Raw genomic sequence first — 20,871 nt, 5'->3', positions numbered from 1 at the left:
GAGAATGGCTGAGAAACAGGAATATTCAGCGGAAGAATATGATCGTGAAAGCTCTGTCAGAATGAATTTTGGGAAGTATATCGCACTAACCATCACAGTATTAAGCATTTTATTATCGATATTTCATTTATACACTTCTTACGCTGGTTCTTTAGTGGATATCAAGCAACGCAGTATACATTTATATACGCTCATGACATTAGGATTTCTTTTGTACCCATTTGTCCGAAAAGGAGATGCAAAAGATAAAGGAGTTCCTTTTTTCGATTACATTTTAGCAGGGATATCATTGTTTGTTGGCATTTATATGTTATCTACTGCAGAGAGGATTATTCAATCTGGTGGTCAAATCAATACTATGGATTTTTATATAGGATTGTTAGTGCTACTACTATTGTTTGAAATTACTAGAAGAGTGACAGGATGGGGGTTAACATTACTAGGTTTTGGTTTTCTTATTTACGGTTTTTATGTGAAGCTTTCCATTTATCCACAGCTCACCCCGGAAATTATCTTTACAGTATCAAAGCAAATTATTTCTCAAGTGGTATTTATAACAGAAGGTGTATTAGGTACAGCCATTGGGGTATCTGCAAGCTATATTATTCTGTTCATCCTATTTGGTGCTTTTTTAAGACGTTCAGGTATGGGGCAGCTGTTTAATGATTTAGCTCTTGCAGTAGCAGGACATACGAAGGGTGGCCCTGCAAAGGTAGCAGTAATTGCAAGTGGTTTTTTGGGATCAATTAACGGAGCTGCGATTGCGAACGTTGTTACAACAGGTACATTTACCATTCCATTGATGAAGAAGATAGGCTATAAAAAGAATTTTGCTGGTGCCGTGGAATCCGCTGCTAGTGTAGGTGGACAAATCTTACCACCAATTATGGGAGCAGCTGCTTTTATTATGGCCGAAAACTTAAATGTCCCCTACACAACTATCATATTAGCAGGTATTATTCCAGCACTTCTATTCTATCTTGGCGTTTTATTACAAGTTCATTTTAGAGCTGCCAAAAGAGGATTACAGGGTCTACCAAAGAGTGAATTACCAAATTTAAAAGAAGTACTTATGGAGCGAGGTCATTTGATTTTTCCAATGATTGTATTGTTATACTTACTCTTCACTGGAAAAACTCCATTTTATGCGGCATTTTGGGCTATTATAGCTACGATTGTCATATCTGGTTCTAAGCGTATGCTTCCAATCATTACAGCTGTTTCCTTATTCTTAATATTCCAAGCGCAGATTACAGCTCTAATTACAGGAAGTACCTTAGATAATGTGCGTAGCGATTGGTGGGAGCTTCTCTTAATCGTTGCCATTCCTCTTGTCATTAATGTATGGAGGAAACGTTTACGAATAGAGTCAGAAGAAGTAGGATGGAAGGAATGTATGGAGGCTCTAGAAGATGGTGCAAAAACAACGATTCCAGTAGCTGTAGCTTGTGGAGCAGTTGGCATCATAGTTGGAATTGCTTCATTGACGGGGGTAGCACTTGAAATAGCCAACAGTATAGTAGGTATTGGGGCTGCAGTAGAGAGCCCAATTATACAACTTGTCATTACACTATTCCTGACAATGATTACCGCCATTATTTTAGGGATGGGGCTGCCGAGTATTCCAACCTATATCATTACAAGTACAATGGCTGCGCCTATTCTATTACAGCTCCCTTTATATCAAGAGCTAGCAGGCTCAAATACAACAGCCATATTGGTGGCTCATATGTTTGTATTCTACTTTGGTATTTTTGCAAATATAACGCCTCCTATTGCGTTAGCCGCCTTTGCTGGTGCAGGAATATCTGGAGGAGACCCGAATAAGACAGGCTTTCAAGCAATGAAACTAGCCATAGCAGGTTTTATCGTACCATTCATGTTCGTCTTTTCTCATGAGATGTTAATGATTGACGCCACATTAATGAATATTATCTTAATTACGATCACATCAGTCATAGGGGTGTTACTCTTGTCCATCATGGCAGAAGGTTACTTTATGAAACCTGTTCCTATATGGGCACGAATTCTATCAGGTATAGGCGCAATGTTGTTAATTTATCCTGGTTTACTCACTGATGCCGTAGGATTACTGGTGCTTATTCTAGTAATTGGATTAAACGTAAAAAATGAAAAGGAACATGTACAAGTGCAATCTGAGTATAGTTCATAAAAATTGTGAAGAGTTGGGAGACAAAACTATAATTACCAGTTCTAAAGCAGAATGATATTAAGAAAGAATAAATATAGAAAGAAATCCGAGCTATTTCGAATCCTAAAAAGAGGTTTTCGAATTATAGTTCGGATTTTTTATAACTTAAAATAATATTTACAATCCCTATTTAAATTAGAAAAAGGCCGGCACTGTGTGGGTAGCCGGCCTTTTTCTGTGTCCTAGTAAACATGTGAATAAACCATGTGCTTCATATTTTACAAATTTCCAAAGCAAACCTCAAGAATTTCGTAATTTATTCAAAAATCAGACACATTTGCATGATAGCTTTCGGGTCTTTTGGACTAAAACATAATATCCAGCCAGTTTTTCAGACCACCTTTATTCTTTTTCTTATCCACTTCTTCAGGGGTTTGACGTTCCCCGTTTTCATCAATTGGCAGGTGAAGCTCACAGTAGCTTGAAGGCTCTGTTCCTTCTACGAAATAAGCTAATCGGTGGTGTGCACAGTATGGTGTTGCTAAATGACCACTATCAGGATCAATGTACACACCCACTACGCCATCTGTTGGAGTGAATTGATCATATGGGAGATCTTTATGGGAGTTTTCCATGAAATCAGCCCAAATATCTTTTGCATATTGATGTTCTTTTACTTTATCAATAGGTTTGTTTTGATCATAGCCAGTCCAAATGCCAGTCGTTAATTCTGGACTAAACCCGATCATCCAGCTATCTGTCTGAGTAGTGCCCGATTTACCAGCGAACGGGCGCGATAATTTGTCCGTAATGGATGAACCGGTTACCTTCATATAGTCATTCAAGGATTCATCGAACATTCCTGTCATAAGGTGAGCCATGACAAAAGCATTATCTTCATCGATGATCTGCTCCCCAGCCTCCTCATTTCGTTCATAAACGGTATGGCCGTGGGAGTCAGTAATGCGTTGGATGGTTTGAGGCGTCACTTCCTTACCCCCATTAGCAAATAAACTATACGCTCCGACCATTTCCTGAACCGAGACAGAGGCAGTCCCTAGTGCGAGAGATGGAACAGCTGGTAAGGAGCCTGAAATCCCCATGCGTTGAGCTGTTTCTACTAACGTTTCTTCACCTAAAAATACATTCGTCTTAACAGCATACACATTATCGGATAACGCAATTGCCTGAGCAAGTGTAATCGGTTCATACGCATAGTACCCGTTGTAATTGCTAGGCTCATATACATTGCCATCTTCTAATTCAAAATAGGTTGGCTTACTCATCAGGGTAGTAGCTGGTGTATAGCCATTTTCTAACGCTGCGTAGTAAAGAAACGGTTTGAAGGTGGAGCCTGGCATACGTTTGGCTTGAACAGCCCGGTTGTATGAGCTTTCCTCATAATCACGACCACCCACCATCGCTACAATATCGCCCGTTTGCGGGTCCATGCTCATTGCACCTACTTGGAGGTCCGTGCTATTAGGAATCGTCTCTTCAACGATGGTCTCGAGTTCTTTTTGTAGGTCCGTATCAAGACTCGTAAACACATGATAGCCTCCAGCGCGTATTGATTCCTCATCTAACTGTAAAAGTTGCTCTGCTTCCTTCATCACCACATCCTGAAAATAAGGAGCAACTTGTTTCTGGTACTGTTCTTCTTGAGGGGCAAGCTCTAGAGATGCCTGTAGTGCTCTAACTTTTTGCTGTTCCGTAATATAGTCTGTCTTTTGTAAGTTTTCTAGAATAAGATGCTGCCGTCTCTTTGCATTCTCCATGTGCGTATAAGGGGAATAGTAAGAGGGGCCTTTTGGGATAGCGGCCAATAGAGCTGACTCAGCTAAATTTAATTCATGAGCATCTTTTTGAAAATAGTACCGACTAGCTGCCTCGATTCCGTAGGCACCGTGACCGTAGTAGATCGTATTTAAATAGCCTTCTAGTATCTCATCCTTATCATAAAACATCTCAAGTCGTACCGCATAAAGAGCCTCTTTTATTTTTCTCGTCCACGTTTTCTCATGGGATAGGTAAAGATTACGCGCATATTGTTGCGTGATTGTACTCGCGCCCTGAGCTTTCGACATAGATTGGATATCATGGTAAATAGCTGCTGCAATTCGCTTGAAGTCAAAGCCAAAGTGCTCATAAAAGCGCCGATCCTCAGTCGCAATCGTAGCTTGAATAAAGGCAGGGGTCATCTCATCTAACTCAATCCAGTAGCGGTTCTCACTACCATGCTCCACACCTATGACCTGAGCGTTATCATCATAGAAAATCGTATTCTGTTGGTTTTTTAGAGGGGGCGCCCCTAATAGATAACAATAGAGTAAAACTCCCGCAATCGCACTTAAGCCTAACCCTGTCACAGAAACCATCCCGATCGTTATCCATTTCCAGGGACCAGTGCGCTTGAAGGTAGAGAGTATTCTATCCATACTCGATCATCTCCCCATACCCAATCAACGTGCTTTTTTAACCAGTATGGCTAAAAAACAAGATTCTAAACCTATGGAGTGGGATGGGGGGACAGGTCCCTCATCCCAAAAAATGGGACGAGGGACCTGTCCCCCCATCCCACTTTTTTTGAGATTATCTGTAATTTGATTGTTTGAAAGATTTGAGAGCATGGTATGATTAAACAATAGATTCCAATACATAGTGAATGGTTACGTTCATTTAAATAACGAGAGGGGCAATGAAATGGATCTTTGGTACACAGAAAAACAAACCGAGAATTATGGAATTACGGCGAAGGTGAAGCAAACCTATCATACAGAAGAGACAGATTATCAACGACTGGATATGCTGGAGACGGAAGAGTGGGGCACTATGCTGACACTGGATGGCATGGTGATGACAACAGATCGAGATGAATTCGTCTATCATGAAATGGTCGCGCATGTTCCATTATTTACGCACCCTAATCCAAAAGACGTCCTTGTTGTAGGTGGTGGCGACGGCGGCGTGATTCGCGAGATTCTTAAGCATCCAAGTGTCGAAAAAGCTACACTCGTTGAGATTGATGGGAAGGTGATTGAGTATTCGAAGCATTATCTCCCTGAAATTGCTGGGGACCTGGATGATCCACGTGTCGAAGTGAAGGTGGCTGATGGGTTCATTCATATTGCTGAGAGTGAAGCGGCCTATGACGTCATTATGGTCGATTCTACAGAACCTGTTGGACCAGCTGTGAGCTTGTTCTCAAAAGGATTTTATTCTGGCATTTCAAACGCCCTTAAAGAGGATGGTATCTTTGTAGCCCAAACGGATAATCCGTGGTTTAAAGCGGACCTTATTCGCCAGGTTTTTCGTGACGTAAAAGAAATTTTCCCAGTTACACGCCTCTATACAGCGAATATTCCAACCTATCCGAGCGGCTTATGGACGTTCACCATAGGCAGTAAACAACATGATCCGTTAGAGGTTAGCGAGGAACGCTTCCACGAGTTGGACACAAAATACTATACGAAGGAGCTCCACAAAGCTTCTTTTGCATTACCGAAATTCGTTAAAGATTTAACAGAGTAGGGGGAAAAGCATGCGATTTGATGAAGCATATTCAGGCAAAGTATTTATCATGAGTCGTCCAGAGGTAGCGGATTGTAATGTCGTTATGTATGGCATGCCGATGGATTGGACGGTAAGCTTTCGTCCGGGCTCTCGTTTTGGTCCCAATCGAATTCGCGAGGCATCCCTGGGTCTAGAGGAGTACAGTCCTTATTTAGACAAACATCTAGAGGAAGTCTCGTATTTTGACGCGGGTGATATCCCACTCCCGTTTGGCAACCCTGCCCGAAGCCTGGATATGATCCAAGACTATGTCCAACAAATTTTAGACAAAGATAAATTTCCATTAGGTATCGGTGGGGAGCACCTGGTTACATGGCCAGTTATCAAGGCAATGTATGAAAAATATCCAGATATGGCTTTCATCCATATTGATGCTCATGCTGATTTACGAGAGGAATATGAGGGAGAGACATTATCTCATTCGACACCTGTTCGGAAAATATGCGAGTTGATTGGTCCTGAAAATGTGTACTCTTTCGGTATTCGATCAGGAATGAGAGAGGAATTTGAGTACGCCAAAACAAGCGGCATGCACATGGCCAAGTATGACGTGGTAGAGCCGCTAAAAAGAGCACTACCGTCGCTTGAAAATCGGAATGTCTATGTAACGATTGATATCGATGTGTTAGACCCTGCCTACGCACCTGGAACGGGAACAGCAGAAGCAGGAGGGATTACCTCTAAAGAATTATTGGAGGCCATCCACATGTTAGCTGAAGCGAACATTCATATTGTAGGCGCAGACCTGGTTGAAGTTGCCCCGGCCTACGACCCAACAGAACAAACCCAAATCACAGCCAGTAAATGTATTCGAGAGATGCTATTAGGCTGGGTGAAGTAATGGATGACTTCCTGAAGGTATGGAATACCCTTCAGGAAGTTTTATTTTTGTATCTGTTAATCAACCCTCCACCCAAGAAACATGTATACTTGTGTAAACCTGTAAAGTATGGCATATTTCAATTATTCATTTAATTCTGGAAATGATTTGACCTTTATGTGATGGAAAAGGATAATGGAAAGGTAGCAATGTCCCAGCATATTTCCAAATCTTTGCTTGGGCATAATAACTATTTCTCGAAAAAGTCGACAATAATGTCCATACAGACAAAAAGGAAGTTGGTTTTCCGAATAATGTCATTTGGAAATCACATCCTACTAAAGGAAACTAGCCTTTCATACATATCATGCATCGTTTCAGGGCTAGCATATAGTTTGAAAGGGATGAATGTAAGAGAATGGAGAACCATGGAGTACATAGTGACCTAGATCCTATATGCAACTCGCTATTCTTAATGGATAAGCACTTAAAAGCTACATATTCAAATCAGGAAGCCATCCACAAAATGAAGGAGTATATACTGGACTCCACTACTCCTTGTGAATTGCGATATGGATTAGAGTATCTATATTTAAATGGTTTTTTTCATGAGCTTCCTAAATTAATAAATATCAATCTTGCCTCACCCCATGAGGTAAATCAGCAGTGGGGATGGGTATATCAACTATTACTAGAACGATATCGTGATCAGACGGACCCAAATATTTTCTTAGCAAAAGTTGCAACCATACATCCTCTTGAAGATCATATGGCGTATTTAAAAATGCTAATGAACATATACGGCAACAATGCTCTTCACCGATATAATGTATTTGGCTTATACCTCGATGATGTACAAGAATACCTCCGAAATATGGAGAACATGTTTCTAAAGGAGTTATTCCAATTTCGTGTCGATGAAGTCCTTTTTCACTACCATTGGAAACGAAATGAGTTAGTAATCGGGCGAAAATATGCGTTTCGATTAATCAATCATTTTCATAATGATTATAAAGTCGGGCTAATTCACAATGTACTAGCCTACACATATATATTTGAAAGCTATGAGCATGCGATGTATCACGCTTACCAAGCATTGTCCTTGTCCAAAAACTGTCCATTTAAAGACTTGGAATACCTCGTCACACAAAATACAATTCCCTTTATCTCTAGTGTTTATGGAAAAGCAGAAGGTATCTCGTCTAAGGATAAGGGAGAAATAGCGCATCTTGCCATTGCTAGAGGGGAAGTTGAAGAAGCTATTCACTATTTACGTTCCTTCACCAACCTATCCCCATTTAAGGAATATTATTTAGGGAAAGCAGAACAAAATATAGATTTATTGCAGCGGTCCTATAATCGGTTTATTCAAGAGCAAAGTGATTATTTCTTTGCCAGGTTGCCTTTAAATGAGATACGGAAACTGAAAGGTGAATAAACAGGGAGCATGATTTGTATGGTTAGAAATCGGCCTTAAGATACGCTTTCGATGCTATTTTGACCGCCTAGTATTTACTGAAAGTCATGGAAAAAAGAAGGAGGCGATCTTTTGGCTCACATCACCTGCCACGTTTTCTCAGAGGTGCTGAACATTCAAACTTCCATACAAGTCATTCTACCGCAGCCTGACGATAACACACCCTTTCCGGTTCTCTACTTACTTCATGGTTACAGCGACGATGAAACCACCTGGACGCGTCGTACTTCCATCGAGCGTTATGCCGAGGAGCATGGGATTGCTGTCGTCATGCCGAGGATGGATCACAGCTATTACACAGACATGATGTATGGGAAAAAATACTGGACGTTCCTCACTGAAGAGCTTCCTTCCATCGTTCATGCTTATTTTCCTTTGACGACCAAAAGGGAAGAGACGTTTGTAGCTGGTTTGTCGATGGGCGGTTATGGCGCACTTAAATGGGCCTTATCCGAGCCGGAATCCTTCAAGGCTGTGGCAACTTTATCGGGGGTAACAGATCTTGCTAGTTATGTGAAAGAAGTGCGCGAGACAGGTAGTGACAAATTCGATTTGATTTTCGGTAATCGAACTATTGCTAGAACAGCAGATGACCCGCTGTGGCTGCTGAAGCAGGTGGATTCTTTTGATGGATCGAAGCCTGCTATCTACCAATCTTGTGGGACGGAGGATTTTCTTTTTCACCATAACCTTACCTTCAAAGAGCAAGTCGAGAAAACGTCTATAGAATATACATCCGAATTCGGCCCCGGCGACCATGAGTGGGGATACTGGGATGAACAGATTCAGCATGTACTGACGTGGTTGTCGAGCATGAGATAAAGGTTGTACGGAGAAGTTACGTTAATGGTATAATGGTATTTATTTCTAAATCGGTGATGACACAAACAGCTATGTTAAACTTAATAGTATATGAACGAATAAAGATCTCATCATGATTTTCTATTTTATGCTTTGGGGATGGTTACATGATTCAACCACAACATAATAGCTCAACCATTCAATGGCACCAGTGGACCGAAGAAGATGTGAAGCGTGCGATTGCTCCTTTTCTGCAAGAAGGCGTCGAAGCTTCCCTTCAGAATGTCCAACGTATGTTCTCTGTCCAATATGATGCTGAAGTGACCGCCCAACTTATGAAAGCCCTATGTCTACAAACGAACTGTGATTTACAGCAACGCCACGCATTAGAATATATGTATATGAACGCTTTTTTTCAAGAATTATTGGACATGATTGAAAAAAATAAAGCATCCTCAAACCAAACGAACCAGCAGTGGGCATTTATTTATGAACTGATTTGGAATCGAATCGCAAAGAAACCAGACCCGAACCTTACACTTCAACAAATTAAACAGCTTACTCCTTTAGATGAAGGGGCACAGGTGCTCCAGACTTTTCTGATTCAGTATAGCTACTTCGACTTATTGGCATATGGCGAGTTTGGAAATTACTATCAACGCTTAGTTGACCAGGTAAGTGGAATCGATTCACCGTTTCTATCCTACTATTTTCAACTTCGTTTAGAGGATTTTCAGTTTTACTATCATTGGAAGCGAAATGAGGTCATTATTGCTAGAAAGCATGCCTTTCGTGCTTTGAATAAAACCATGTCCTCATTCAAAAAATGCCACCTTCATGTAGCGTTAGCAGAATCCTATTCCATAACAGATTACGACCAAGCCATATTCCATATGAATGAAGCTTTGAAGATAGCAGATCATCACCAATTCGGTATTCGTGATGCGATAAGAACAAGACTATATCCGTTTGTTTCCGCTGTGCATCAAGAAATGGAAGGGGTAACAACCACAGACCTTCCAGAACAAGCACATCTTGCTGCAGCTCGTGGAGATACTGCAAAAGTACAAGAGATTCTGGATGATTTTGAATCACTAACGCCCTTTCAAGAATATTACTTAGGATTAGCGACCCAAAGCGTAAGACTGCTGACAAGCTCTTACCGTCGATTAATGAATGAATATGGTGATTACTATTACGCAATGCTACCATTCCAAGAACTGCAACGAATCAAAACGCAGAACACCATTACACTGTAGGTGGTTACGATGACAAATAACGAACAAAACTTTATAGATGAGGATGAACAGGTTACTCACCAGGATTATAGCAGGTTAAAGCAAGTAACCAACGGGAAATTTGATATGTCCTTATATCATATGAACAAGATTCTGTTTGTATTGTATGAAGAGACCCAAGCCATACATTTAGTGAAGCAGTATTGTTTTATAACCACGTGTGATGAGAATAAACGTTTAGGTCTTGAGTTCTTGTACTGGAATGGTTTTTTTACAGAGTTGCCTTCTTTGATTGAAAAAAATCATCAATCTGAAAATCCAATAAATCACCAATGGGCGTGGATTTATGGCGTCATGTTGGATCGTCTGAAAAATAGACCTGACCCATATGAATACATGGATAAGGTGAAGAAGAAAGGCTTCATGGACCCGGATTTACAATGTTTAGCTACGTTCCTAATGATTTATGCATATTTTGAATTGCATCAATTTGGAAAGCTGGGAGCGTATTTGGAGCAAATTCAATCCCATCTAGAGCGGATGGGACAGAGCTTTTTACAAGACATGTTTACCGATCGTTATTATGAATTAGTGTTTCAATATCATTGGCGCAGAAATGAGCTATTAATTGGACGAAAATATGCGTACACGTTTATCAATCGATCGAATAATCTCTTTAAAAAAACACAAATGCACATACAGCTTGCGGAAACCTATGTGTTTGAGAGCTATGAACAAGCAATGTTTCATATCAACGAAGCACGTTCGATTGCAAAACGACGCAACGACAGCTTTTCCACACAATTAATAGAAAGTCGAACCATCCCGTTTATTGCAGCAGTGAATGAAAGGGCAGAAGGCATTGAAACATCGTACCTTCCAGAAAAAGCCCACGTGGCGATTGTTAATGGAGATGTGGAAACAGGCATCGAAATACTAGAAAGCTTTGAAGAACTCACCCCATTTCAGCAATATTACTTAGGAAAAGCCACCCAAAACAAACTATATCTACAAAAAGCCCATTATCGCCTCTTAAACGAGCAAAGCGATTACTTTTTCGCAAGATTACCCTTGCGAGAATTACAAAAACTACAACAACATACCTACTATCAAAACGGCTAGCTTATTGGAGCGAGCCGTTATTTATTTTTGAGCCTTAGCTGTTTTGGGAGGAACGGAAACATGGGCAGGAAGGGGAAGTGGGGCGGGTCGCTCCTATTTTGGAAAAGTTGCTCGGAATTTGGCGAGAGTCGCTCCAAAAATCAAAAAGTCGCTCCTATATTCAGAAACTTGCTCCTAATTTCGAAAACTCGCTCGCAAAGGGTTCCATGGCACCCGTGCGCACATCCGGCCCCAGCCAGTGAGTTGAACGTCGCAAAAATCGCGGTCGCTCCTATTTTTTACAAGTTGATCCCATATCTGAATTCTCGCTCCAATATTTCGAAAGTTGCTCCTATTTTTTGAAACTCGCTCCGAATTCAGGAAAAGTCGCTCCAGAGCCCATCTTTTTCTCTCACCCAATCAACAGAAATCCAATTCATCTCGAATCCAAGTCTTCAAGATTATACATCGATTATGGAATAATGTAAGCTATTCATTTAATCCATTAAAGCAAAAACCATCATTTACAAGCTACTACCTAACCTCCATCTATTGTATTTTTGACGTGGAATTCTTATAATGGTTAAGTTAAGGACATTGTACGTTTGCAAATCGTAAAAAGAGGTGACATCCGAATTGTCAGATGAACGCACGCCGATACAGGTTAAATTGGTGACCGAAATTAAGAACCAAGACCAAACAGATGAGATTGTTGTAGAAGAATCAGGTGATTTTATTCATAAAGGCAATGCTTATATTTTACGTTTTACGGAGCATCATGATGAAGAGCAACCTATCGATAATTTAGTCACGATCCACCCGGACAAAGTGATTGTACGTCGGACCGGACCCGTTCGTATGAATCAAGTGTTCCGTGAGAACGCCATAACGGAAAATGTGTATTACCATCCTTATGGTAAATTTCATATGCAAACAACGACGAAATCCATTTCGCTTGAGGAATCTTCCGATCAGATAAAGGGTAAGCTGATGATCAGCTATGATTTAGAAATGAATGGACAGGACAAGCAAGGGCATCGTTTATCATTACGTTATAACGAGGAGGGCCAATCATGAATATTGTAGAACAAACAGAACAAAGGCTGAAGGATGAAATTATCCAAGCCGTTTTAAAAGCTGAATTGGCAACAGAAAGCCAGCTACCACCAGTAGTATTGGAACAACCAAAAGATAAAAATCACGGCGACTACGCTACCAATATGGCCATGCAACTAGCGAAAGTAGCTAGAAAAGCACCTCGCCAAATCGCTGAAGACATTGTGGCACATTTCGATACAACCAAAGCGTCCATCGATAAAATGGAAATCGCAGGTCCTGGGTTTATTAACTTTTTCATGGACAACCAATACCTTACTAACTTAGTTCCGACCATCCTAAAAGCTGGCGAAAGCTATGGTTCTAGCATGGTTGGAAATGGTCACAAGGTTCAGGTTGAGTTTGTATCTGCGAATCCGACAGGTGTACTTCACCTTGGACACGCTCGAGGAGCTTCTGTTGGAGACGCAATGTGCAACATTATGGCAAAAGCAGGCTATAACGTAGCTCGAGAATATTATATTAATGATGCAGGAAACCAGATTAATAACCTGGCGACTTCCGTTGAGGCTCGTTACATGCAAGCACTTGGGGACGACTTCCCAATGCCTGAAGATGGTTACCACGGCAAGGATATTATCGAGCTTGGTGAAAAACTCGTCGAAGAGTACGGGGACGAGTGGAAGCATAAATCAGAAGATGAACGACTATCTTTCTTCCGTGAATACGGCTTGAAGTACGAGCTGAACAAAATAGAACAAGATCTAGAAGAGTACCGTGTTCCATTTGATCATTGGTTCTCTGAGACATCCCTATACACTGAAGGTAAAGTAGAATCTATCGTGGAAACACTTCGTGAAAAAGGATATGTCTATGAGCAGGACGGTGCAACATGGTTCCGTTCAACGGACTTTGGTGATGACAAAGACCGCGTGCTGATTAAGAATGATGATACGTACACGTACCTCACACCAGATATCGCTTATCACAAAAATAAACTGGACCGTGGTTTCGAGACGCTAATCAATATTTGGGGAGCCGACCACCATGGCTACATCCCACGTATGAAGGCTGCTATCCAGGCTCTAGGTTATGATGAAGATACGCTAGAAGTGGAAATTATCCAAATGGTTAACCTGTTCCAGGACGGCGAAAAAGTGAAAATGAGTAAGCGTACAGGTAAAGCCGTTACGCTTCGTGAACTAATGGAAGAGGTCGGCATTGATGCGATGCGCTACTTCTTCGTTATGCGTTCCAGCGATTCTCATCTAGACTTCGATATGGATCTAGCGAAATCTGAATCCAATGACAACCCTGTCTTTTATGTACAATACGCACATGCGCGTATTTGCACGATGCTTCGTCAGGCAAGTGAAAAAGGCTTCGAACTTACCGAAGACATCGATCCATCTCACTTAAATTCTGAAAAAGAAGAAGCACTTCTGAAGCGTCTAGGAGACTTCCCTCAAACCGTTGCAGACGCAGCACAAAAACGCACACCACACCGCGTGACGCAATATGTGTTCGACCTAGCATCTGATTTGCATAGCTTCTACAACGCAGAAAAAGTAGTCGACGAAAACCAGCCAGAACGCACGAGAGCACGGGTTGCGTTAATGGAAGCAACACGTCAAACACTTCAAAATGCACTGAAGTTAATTGGTGTATCTGCACCAGAACGTATGTAAAAAGAATGAAGCTCCCAGCATGTATGATGCTGGGAGCTGTTTTTTGCTCTTGGTGGTCTGAGCGACTTTTGGAGAATTGGAGCGTGAATCGAAAAATAGGATCAACTTTTCGGAATTAGGAGCGAGAATGGAAAATCAGGAGCGACTTTTTAAGATCAGGAGCGAGAATCGAAAAACAGGAGCAACTTCTCCGAAATAGGAGCGAGAATGAAAAAACAGGAGCGACTTTTTCCAAATAGGAGCGAGCTCCCATTTTTACGTCCATCTCAGCCCGCTCTCCACAAAAAATATTTATGATACTAGTGAAATCGCATACAATAGTAGGTGAAGCTTACATAGAAAGAGGAGGCAACAAAGTGAAGACAATCATTTTAGCACTCATAACAGGATTTATAGTAGGATTTGTGTTTGCGCTATTTAAATTACCTATCCCAGCCCCACCAGCACTTGCAGGGGTGATGGGGATTGTTGGGATTTATGCTGGATTCAAGGTGTACACGATGGTGTCACCGATGCTTGAGTCTATGTTCAAATAAAGACTAAAATTCGATTTCCCCACCAGCGATTCGCTTTACGCCGCGGATAGAGGCCAGCTCTTCTACAAGTTGTAGGAGGGCTAGGTCTTTTTCTTTTGCTTCAATCATGACATCCAACGTATCCGTTTTTTGTTTGCATGCCTTCAAAAAGGGGAGAGCATATTGGAGGTCGATCCGGTCCGCGTGGCTTCGGTATTCCTTATCGTTCTTAGGAGAAGATAGATGAACTTTTGGCGGATAATCGGTGTGCTGCCATGTGTTAAACAGTCGCTCCAAAAGGTCTTCATACGGAATTTCACTTGGATTCGCCTGCTCATGATGGTAATCAAACATAACCGGAATGTTCTTTTCCTCGGCCACTTGCAAGGTTTCTTGACTGGTATAAGTTTTATCATCATTCTCGATTGTCATTCGAGCTCCTACTTCATCAGGCATCTGGTGGATTTGGTCTTTAAAACGCTCCATTGCTGAGGTCTTATCTCCGTAAGCACCACCGATATGAATGTTGATAAACCCTTCATCCTCAAGCCCCATCGCTTCAAGCATTTGATAGTGATACGTCATATCTCGTACGGAGTTTTCGGTGACGTGCTGCTTATCGCTTGTAAACACCGTGAACTGATTAGGATGAAAACTGATGCGCAGTTGTCCGTCTTTAACGATTTGTCCAATCTCTTTCCAATGCTCCTTAAAAGGAGATTGAAAGTCCCAAAGTACTTCCGGATGTGTAGCTAGTGGTACGATGGAGGAGGATAAGCGATAAAGAGGAATCTCAGCTGCTCGATTGAACCATAGCGCCCGCTTGGTATTGTATAAATTCGCCAATGTCACGTCACGAAGCTTTTCTTCTCGCTCCACTTTACTTAATTGCTTGTATCGTTTAAATGTTAATGTTCTGGCAGGTACCGCCTCCCATAAAGATAGGGTGTGGGAGACATAGCCAAATCGAATTCTCATTTTCATACTCCTTTAAACATCTCATTTTGACAACAGGGTTGGTTCTGCTCCGTATGAAGTAGGGTGAGGGCGTGTTATGAGCGACTTTTTCAATATATGAGCGAGAATTCGAATATAAGAGCAACAATCGCAATATATGATCGAGATTCCTAATATAAGAGCGACAATCGCAATATATGAGCGACCGCATGCACAGCGTCCTAGCATCACCAAAGCCCCACAATCTGACCGCCCCGCGTAGCGTCCTAGCACTGCATACCCGCGCTACTAGCAGTCTCTACAACAAAGGCCGTACTAAATAAGCTAACCCTATCCGAATTTTTGTCCCAAAATTAAATAATTGAGTGTAATGGTCATCAAACGGTTGGCTATCTTGAACATCGCGCAAGAAGGCTAGCCTTAAATCAACGACAAAGCGTTTATTGAAGATAAGCGTATTGACTTCCTTGTTTAAAAACAAGCTTCTTCGGTCAAAATTGGCAGTACCAATGTCACATAGTTCTTGATCGATAATAATAACCTTGGCATGATAAAAGCCTAAATCAAAAAAGAAGACTTCACCGCCAGCTTTCCGGACTCTGGACAAGTAGGGAAGACCGGCTTCTTTCACAAAAAGGTGGTCGGCTTTCATAGGAACAATAACTTTTACATCTACACCACGGTCCATTGCCTCAAGTAGAGCCTTCATCAACCGTTCGCTTGGGATGAAGTATGGTGTTCCGATAAAAATTTCATCCTTAGCTTGTTGAATCAACGTCATAAACACATCTTCCAGTTGCCCACCATCTGTTGACGTTATTTCTACTTCTTTATTTCCTTCTGTTGTAGGTTCTGAGATGTTGTCATACTTTTCACCAGTATTTAGATACCAATCATCAAAAAATGTAAGCTGCAGATCCTTCACTACATGTCCAACCAACCTTAGATGATAATCGCGCCAGTTGCCTAGCTCCGCGTCACGTCCTAAATATTCACGACCCATATTATAGCCACCAACATATCCTATTTCATCATCGATGATGGTGATTTTTCGGTGGTTTCTCCGTTGAATTCGGTAATACAGGTATGGAAGCTTCGGAGTAGAAGAAAATGTGAATTCTATCCCTGCTTGTTCCAATTGCTTAATGGTAGCCTTGTTGATTCGAAAGCTTCCAATTCGATCCACCATTAACCGAACTCGCACCCCTTCTCGGGCCTTCTTTTTTAACAATTCAAGCAGTTCATGACTTATATCATCATTTTTCACGATGAAAAACATGACGTTGATTTGCTGCTTGGCATTTCGAAGGTCCTCGAACAAATCAGTAAACAACTGATTACCGTTTGTGTACAGGTTATAATCTCCTGTTGTAGGTTCGAAGTCTAAAAATCGAAGGTTCTTAATATGGTTTCGTTTTCCTAATTGATAATCTAAGAAAAGTAGAACTGCTAGGAAAAAAATAATCGATATAATTACAATAAGTACGTACAAATGAGAGCGTCTCCTTTCCGCGCTATAAGAACCTTTCTAAAGATATACTCTACTAGCATTCCCTGAATTGGTAAATTATCAACATGAAATTATGTAGGAAAGTTGTTGACTGAATGTTCATTCATTATTAATATTAAAGTATAGAATTCAGAAAATTTTTGTTGTTGGAACGATTTTATGGTGGAAGGTACATCGGGGTTTAACTAAAGAAATATGGAGGGGGAAGGAAGATGGGTTTGCTGTTGGTGAACTGGGTTTTGTTTGTAGCAATTACGGTTTATGCACTCTATCTATTCGTTCGAGTAGTGCGAACCAGAATCGCGTATATTCAGTTAGGGCAAAAGATTGACTTTGATTTACAACTGAAAAAACGTGTGAATGACTTAATCGTGTACGTTTTTGGTCAGAAAAAATTGATAAAGGATAAAAAATCAGGCGCGATTCACGTCATGATGTTCTATGGATTTATTCTAGTTCAGTTTGGTGCTATTGATTTTATCGTAAAAGGATTGGCGCCGGGATCTCACTTACCATTTGGTCCATTATATTCTGGATTTGTTTTTTTCCAAGAGCTTGTAACGCTAATGATCGTGGTTGCCGTCATTTGGGCGTTTTATCGTCGTTATATAGAAAAGCTTGTTCGTTTGAAACGATCCTTCAAAGCGGGTCTTGTACTTATTTTTATTGGCGGGTTAATGCTCTCCGTACTTATTGGTAATGGAATGGAGCTTATCTGGCACGGGGAAGAAGGAACATGGACAGAACCAGTAGCTTCCGCAATTGCTGCCGCATTTGGCTGGATGGGAAGTACCGCAGCTGCTGTTGTATTCTTCTTAAGCTGGTGGGTGCACCTACTAATTTTACTAACGTTCCTAGTGTATGTACCTCAGTCTAAACACGCTCACTTATTAGCCGGTCCTGTAAACGTATTCATGAACCAGGACAAGCGCACTGGTAAGTTAGAGAAGATTAATTTTGATTTAGAAGAAGAAGATGAAGAAAACGTAACATTCGGAGCAGGAAAGATTGAAGACTTCACGTATCTACAAATGATTGACCTTTATGCATGTGTAGAGTGTGGTCGTTGTACCAATGTCTGTCCGGCTACAGGTACTGGAAAAATGCTATCTCCGATGGACTTAATCATTCGCCTTCGTGATCACTTAACAGAAAAAGGTGCAGCTGTCACAGGTCAATCCCCATGGGTTCCAGCGGGTGCATTCTCCAATACAGAAGGAAATCAGCTAGCACAAATGGCTCGAGCCGCTCAAGGCCAAGGCCAACAAGAAACAGCAGCTAGCTTAGAAAATGTAGAAAGCACTACCTTAATTGGCGATGTCATCACTGAAGAAGAAATATGGGGCTGTACGACATGTCGTAACTGTGAAGATGCTTGTCCTGTTATGAATGAGCACGTAGATAAAATCATCGACCTTCGCCGTTATTTAGTTTTAACAGAAGGTAAGATGGATCAGGAAGCACAGCGTGCCATGATGAACATTGAGCGTCAAGGTAACCCTTGGGGGCTGTCTAAGAAGGAACGTGAAAATTGGAAGGACGAAGATGAAAGCGTTCGCATACCAACGGTTAAGGAGCTTGAGAAAGAAGGCGAAGAGTTCGAATACCTATTCTGGGTAAGCTCCATGGGCTCTTACGATAACCGTAGCCAAAAGATTGCCATGTCTTTTGCCAAGCTTATGAACAAAGCAGGCGTTAAGTTCGCCATTCTAGGAAACAAAGAACGTAACTCTGGTGACACAGCACGCCGTATTGGGAATGAGTTTTTATTCCAAGAGCTTGCTGAGAAGAACATTAAAGATTTTGAAAAGCATGGCGTGAAAAAAATCGTAACGATTGACCCTCACGCATATAATGTGTTCAAACGAGAATACCCTGACTTCGGCTTTGAAGGGGAAGTATATCACCATACAGAACTATTAGCCGAACTTGTGAAAGAGGGCAAATTACAGCCAAAATACGATGTAAATGAAACGATTACCTATCACGATTCTTGTTACCTAGGTCGCTACAACGAAGTGTATGAGCCACCTCGTGATATTCTGAAGATGATTCCAGGTGTAAACGTCGTCGAAATGCAGCGTAATCGACAAAACGGCATGTGTTGCGGTGCCGGTGGCGGTATGATGTGGATGGAAGAAAAGTCCGGTAACCGTATCAACGAAGCCCGTACCGAGCAAGCATTAAATGTTTCTCCAACAACGATTTCAAGTGGTTGTCCATACTGCTTAACGATGTTGAGTGATGGTACAAAAGCGAAAGAAGTAGAAGAAACCGTCAGCACCAACGACATCGCCGAAATCTTAGCACGCTCGATTTTTGGAGATGAAAAAGAGGATAAATCGGCATAAATGTCGAAACAAGGAAAGTGTACAGGGGGTCCGTACACTTTCCTAATGATTGTATATTGAGCGAGCGTTCAATCAAAACAATTTCTTAAAAAATAGTAATCGCAACCAGGCCTATACCTGCATGAAGAGCTTGTCCATCGACAAGCATTCTTTTGACGCAATGTGAAAGCGTTATCAATAATGAGGAGGAATAAACATGGCTAAAACAGTAATTGTATCGGGTGCAAGAACCCCTTTTGGGAAACTAGGAGGTCATTTAAGTACGATTACAGCTTCGGAGCTTGGGGGCACAGCGATTAAGGCTACCCTTGCACGTGTTGGGTTTAATCCTGAGCTTGTAAATGAAGTGATTATGGGGTCTGTTCTTCAGGGAGGACAAGGTCAAATTCCTTCAAGACAGGCAGCGCGTCACGCAGGCTTGCCATGGGAAGTGAAGACAGAAACGATTAATAAAGTATGTGCATCTGGTATGAGAAGTGTCACGCTAGCTGATCAGCTGATTCGAGTTGGCGATGAGCAAGTCATTGTAGCTGGTGGTATGGAAAGCATGAGCAATGCACCATATTTTATGCCAAAAGCACGTTGGGGCTTTCGTATGGGTGATCAGTCCGTGAAAGATTTAATGGTGCATGATGGATTAACGTGTACATTCAACGGAGTTCACATGGGTAACTACGGTAACGAGACTGCTGAAGAATATGAATTAAGTCGCGAAGAGCAGGACAAATGGGCCTATCGAAGCCATCAGTTAGCAACGAAAGCAATCAAGGACGGAAAGCTTGCAGAAGAAATTACAGAAGTAGAGGTTCCGCAACGAAAAGGAGACCCAATTAAAGTGGATACTGATGAAGCTCCTCGTCAGGATACTACGGTAGAAGCACTTAGCAAGCTTCGCCCTGTGTTTGGTTCAAACGGTACGATCACAGCCGGAAACGCTCCTGGAGTGAACGATGGAGCTGGTGCGATGCTTTTAATGTCTGATCAGTATGCCTATGAGCATGGATATGAGCCAATGGCAACGATTCTAGCTCACGATGAAGTAGCTGTTGAGGCAAAAGATTTTCCGAAAACGCCAGGCCTTGTAATTAACAAGTTATTAGATAAAACAGGTAAGAAGATGGAAGAAATCGATTTATTCGAAGTCAATGAGGCGTTTGCTGCTGTTTCTTTAGCAAGTGGTAAGATTGCCGGTCTTGATCCAGATAAAGTAAACGTAAATGGAGGAGCTGTAGCACTTGGCCACCCAATTGGAGCAAGTGGTGCTCGCATCATCCTTACGTTGATGTACGAACTAAAACGTCGAGGTGGCGGCATCGGAATTGCAGCAATCTGTAGTGGTGGCGGTCAAGGTGACGCTGTGATGATTGAAGTACCACAGCAATAATGAACAAAAGCTCAGGGCGCCCGATTAGCGACGTACAAACTGCGGCCCACACGACGTGGGTTGGTTCGATGTTGCTGCAGGATGCAGCGGTCTTAATCGAACATCCTTTGAAACCGTATGAGATAAAGGAAACACGGAGAGCGACAGCGATCCGATGTTGACTTATCGTAAGGAGGAGCAGGAAGTTTGCTAGTCGCTGGGCGCTGGAGCTGGACGTGACAAAAGCTCCGGGCGCAATGGTCATCCCC

Annotated in this window: 15 protein-coding genes; 12 read left to right on the top strand and 3 right to left on the bottom strand. The window is 41.8% G+C overall.

The window, feature by feature from the left end; all coding sequences use genetic code 11:
• Positions 1-4: 4 nt before the first annotated feature.
• Entirely contained in the window at positions 5-2,173 is a 2,169-nt protein-coding gene (locus tag N782_RS02540) for a TRAP transporter permease (RefSeq protein ID WP_052111122.1), read from the top strand.
• Between the two features lie 344 nt (positions 2,174-2,517).
• Here N782_RS02540 and N782_RS02535 read toward each other — a convergent pair whose 3' ends face one another.
• Positions 2,518-4,590, bottom strand: coding sequence for a transglycosylase domain-containing protein (locus N782_RS02535; RefSeq protein WP_084102953.1), 2,073 nt, complete (start codon positions 4,588-4,590; stop codon positions 2,518-2,520).
• Between the two features lie 265 nt (positions 4,591-4,855).
• On the opposite strand from N782_RS02535, the gene speE reads away from it, so the two are divergent.
• From speE to N782_RS02485, 9 genes are all read left to right on the top strand, one after another.
• On the top strand, positions 4,856-5,683 hold the full coding sequence (gene speE, locus N782_RS02530; protein WP_036815761.1) for a polyamine aminopropyltransferase: 828 nt from the start codon (positions 4,856-4,858) through the stop codon (positions 5,681-5,683).
• Between the two features lie 10 nt (positions 5,684-5,693).
• Complete coding sequence (gene speB, locus N782_RS02525) at positions 5,694-6,566, top strand: agmatinase (protein WP_036815760.1); 873 nt, start codon at positions 5,694-5,696, stop codon at positions 6,564-6,566.
• Between the two features lie 454 nt (positions 6,567-7,020).
• Positions 7,021-7,983, top strand: a complete 963-nt coding sequence (locus N782_RS02520; protein ID WP_161783064.1) for an AimR family lysis-lysogeny pheromone receptor — start codon at positions 7,021-7,023, stop codon at positions 7,981-7,983.
• A gap of 111 nt (positions 7,984-8,094) precedes the next feature.
• Entirely contained in the window at positions 8,095-8,844 is a 750-nt protein-coding gene (locus tag N782_RS02515) for an alpha/beta hydrolase (protein WP_036815757.1), read from the top strand.
• A gap of 146 nt (positions 8,845-8,990) precedes the next feature.
• Positions 8,991-10,082: an AimR family lysis-lysogeny pheromone receptor gene (locus N782_RS02510; protein ID WP_036815754.1), complete on the top strand. Its 1,092-nt coding sequence runs from the start codon at positions 8,991-8,993 to the stop codon at positions 10,080-10,082.
• A 9-nt stretch (positions 10,083-10,091) separates the two neighbouring features.
• Positions 10,092-11,183, top strand: coding sequence for an AimR family lysis-lysogeny pheromone receptor (locus N782_RS02505; protein WP_036815752.1), 1,092 nt, complete (start codon positions 10,092-10,094; stop codon positions 11,181-11,183).
• A 615-nt stretch (positions 11,184-11,798) separates the two neighbouring features.
• Positions 11,799-12,239, top strand: a complete 441-nt coding sequence (locus N782_RS02495; RefSeq protein WP_036815750.1) for a YwiB family protein — start codon at positions 11,799-11,801, stop codon at positions 12,237-12,239.
• Complete coding sequence (gene argS / locus N782_RS02490) at positions 12,236-13,906, top strand: arginine--tRNA ligase (RefSeq protein WP_036815747.1); 1,671 nt, start codon at positions 12,236-12,238, stop codon at positions 13,904-13,906. The genes N782_RS02495 and argS overlap by 4 nt, the downstream gene beginning before the upstream one ends.
• A gap of 356 nt (positions 13,907-14,262) precedes the next feature.
• A complete protein-coding gene (locus N782_RS02485) occupies positions 14,263-14,442 on the top strand; it encodes a XapX domain-containing protein (RefSeq protein WP_036815746.1) in 180 nt (59 codons plus the stop codon).
• 3 nt (positions 14,443-14,445) lie between these two features.
• Here N782_RS02485 and uvsE read toward each other — a convergent pair whose 3' ends face one another.
• Together uvsE and cls are read right to left on the bottom strand one after the other, a co-directional pair.
• The gene (gene uvsE / locus N782_RS02480) at positions 14,446-15,399 is read right to left on the bottom strand and encodes a UV DNA damage repair endonuclease UvsE (protein ID WP_036815745.1); all 954 of its coding nucleotides are present in this window, start codon (positions 15,397-15,399) and stop codon (positions 14,446-14,448) included.
• A 277-nt stretch (positions 15,400-15,676) separates the two neighbouring features.
• Positions 15,677-16,870, bottom strand: coding sequence for a cardiolipin synthase (cls, locus tag N782_RS02475; protein WP_052111121.1), 1,194 nt, complete (start codon positions 16,868-16,870; stop codon positions 15,677-15,679).
• A gap of 230 nt (positions 16,871-17,100) precedes the next feature.
• Between cls and N782_RS02470 the strand changes: the two genes are divergently transcribed.
• Together N782_RS02470 and N782_RS02465 are read left to right on the top strand one after the other, a co-directional pair.
• Positions 17,101-19,239: a (Fe-S)-binding protein gene (locus N782_RS02470; protein WP_036815743.1), complete on the top strand. Its 2,139-nt coding sequence runs from the start codon at positions 17,101-17,103 to the stop codon at positions 19,237-19,239.
• Between the two features lie 196 nt (positions 19,240-19,435).
• Positions 19,436-20,623, top strand: coding sequence for an acetyl-CoA C-acetyltransferase (locus N782_RS02465; protein WP_036815742.1), 1,188 nt, complete (start codon positions 19,436-19,438; stop codon positions 20,621-20,623).
• Positions 20,624-20,871: the final 248 nt, after the last annotated feature.

Source organism: Pontibacillus yanchengensis Y32 (assembly GCF_000770635.1).
Lineage (GTDB): Bacteria > Bacillota > Bacilli > Bacillales > BH030062 > Pontibacillus > Pontibacillus yanchengensis.
Note: the sequence above shows the minus strand (reverse complement) of the source record. Positions and strands in the feature narration are given on the sequence as shown.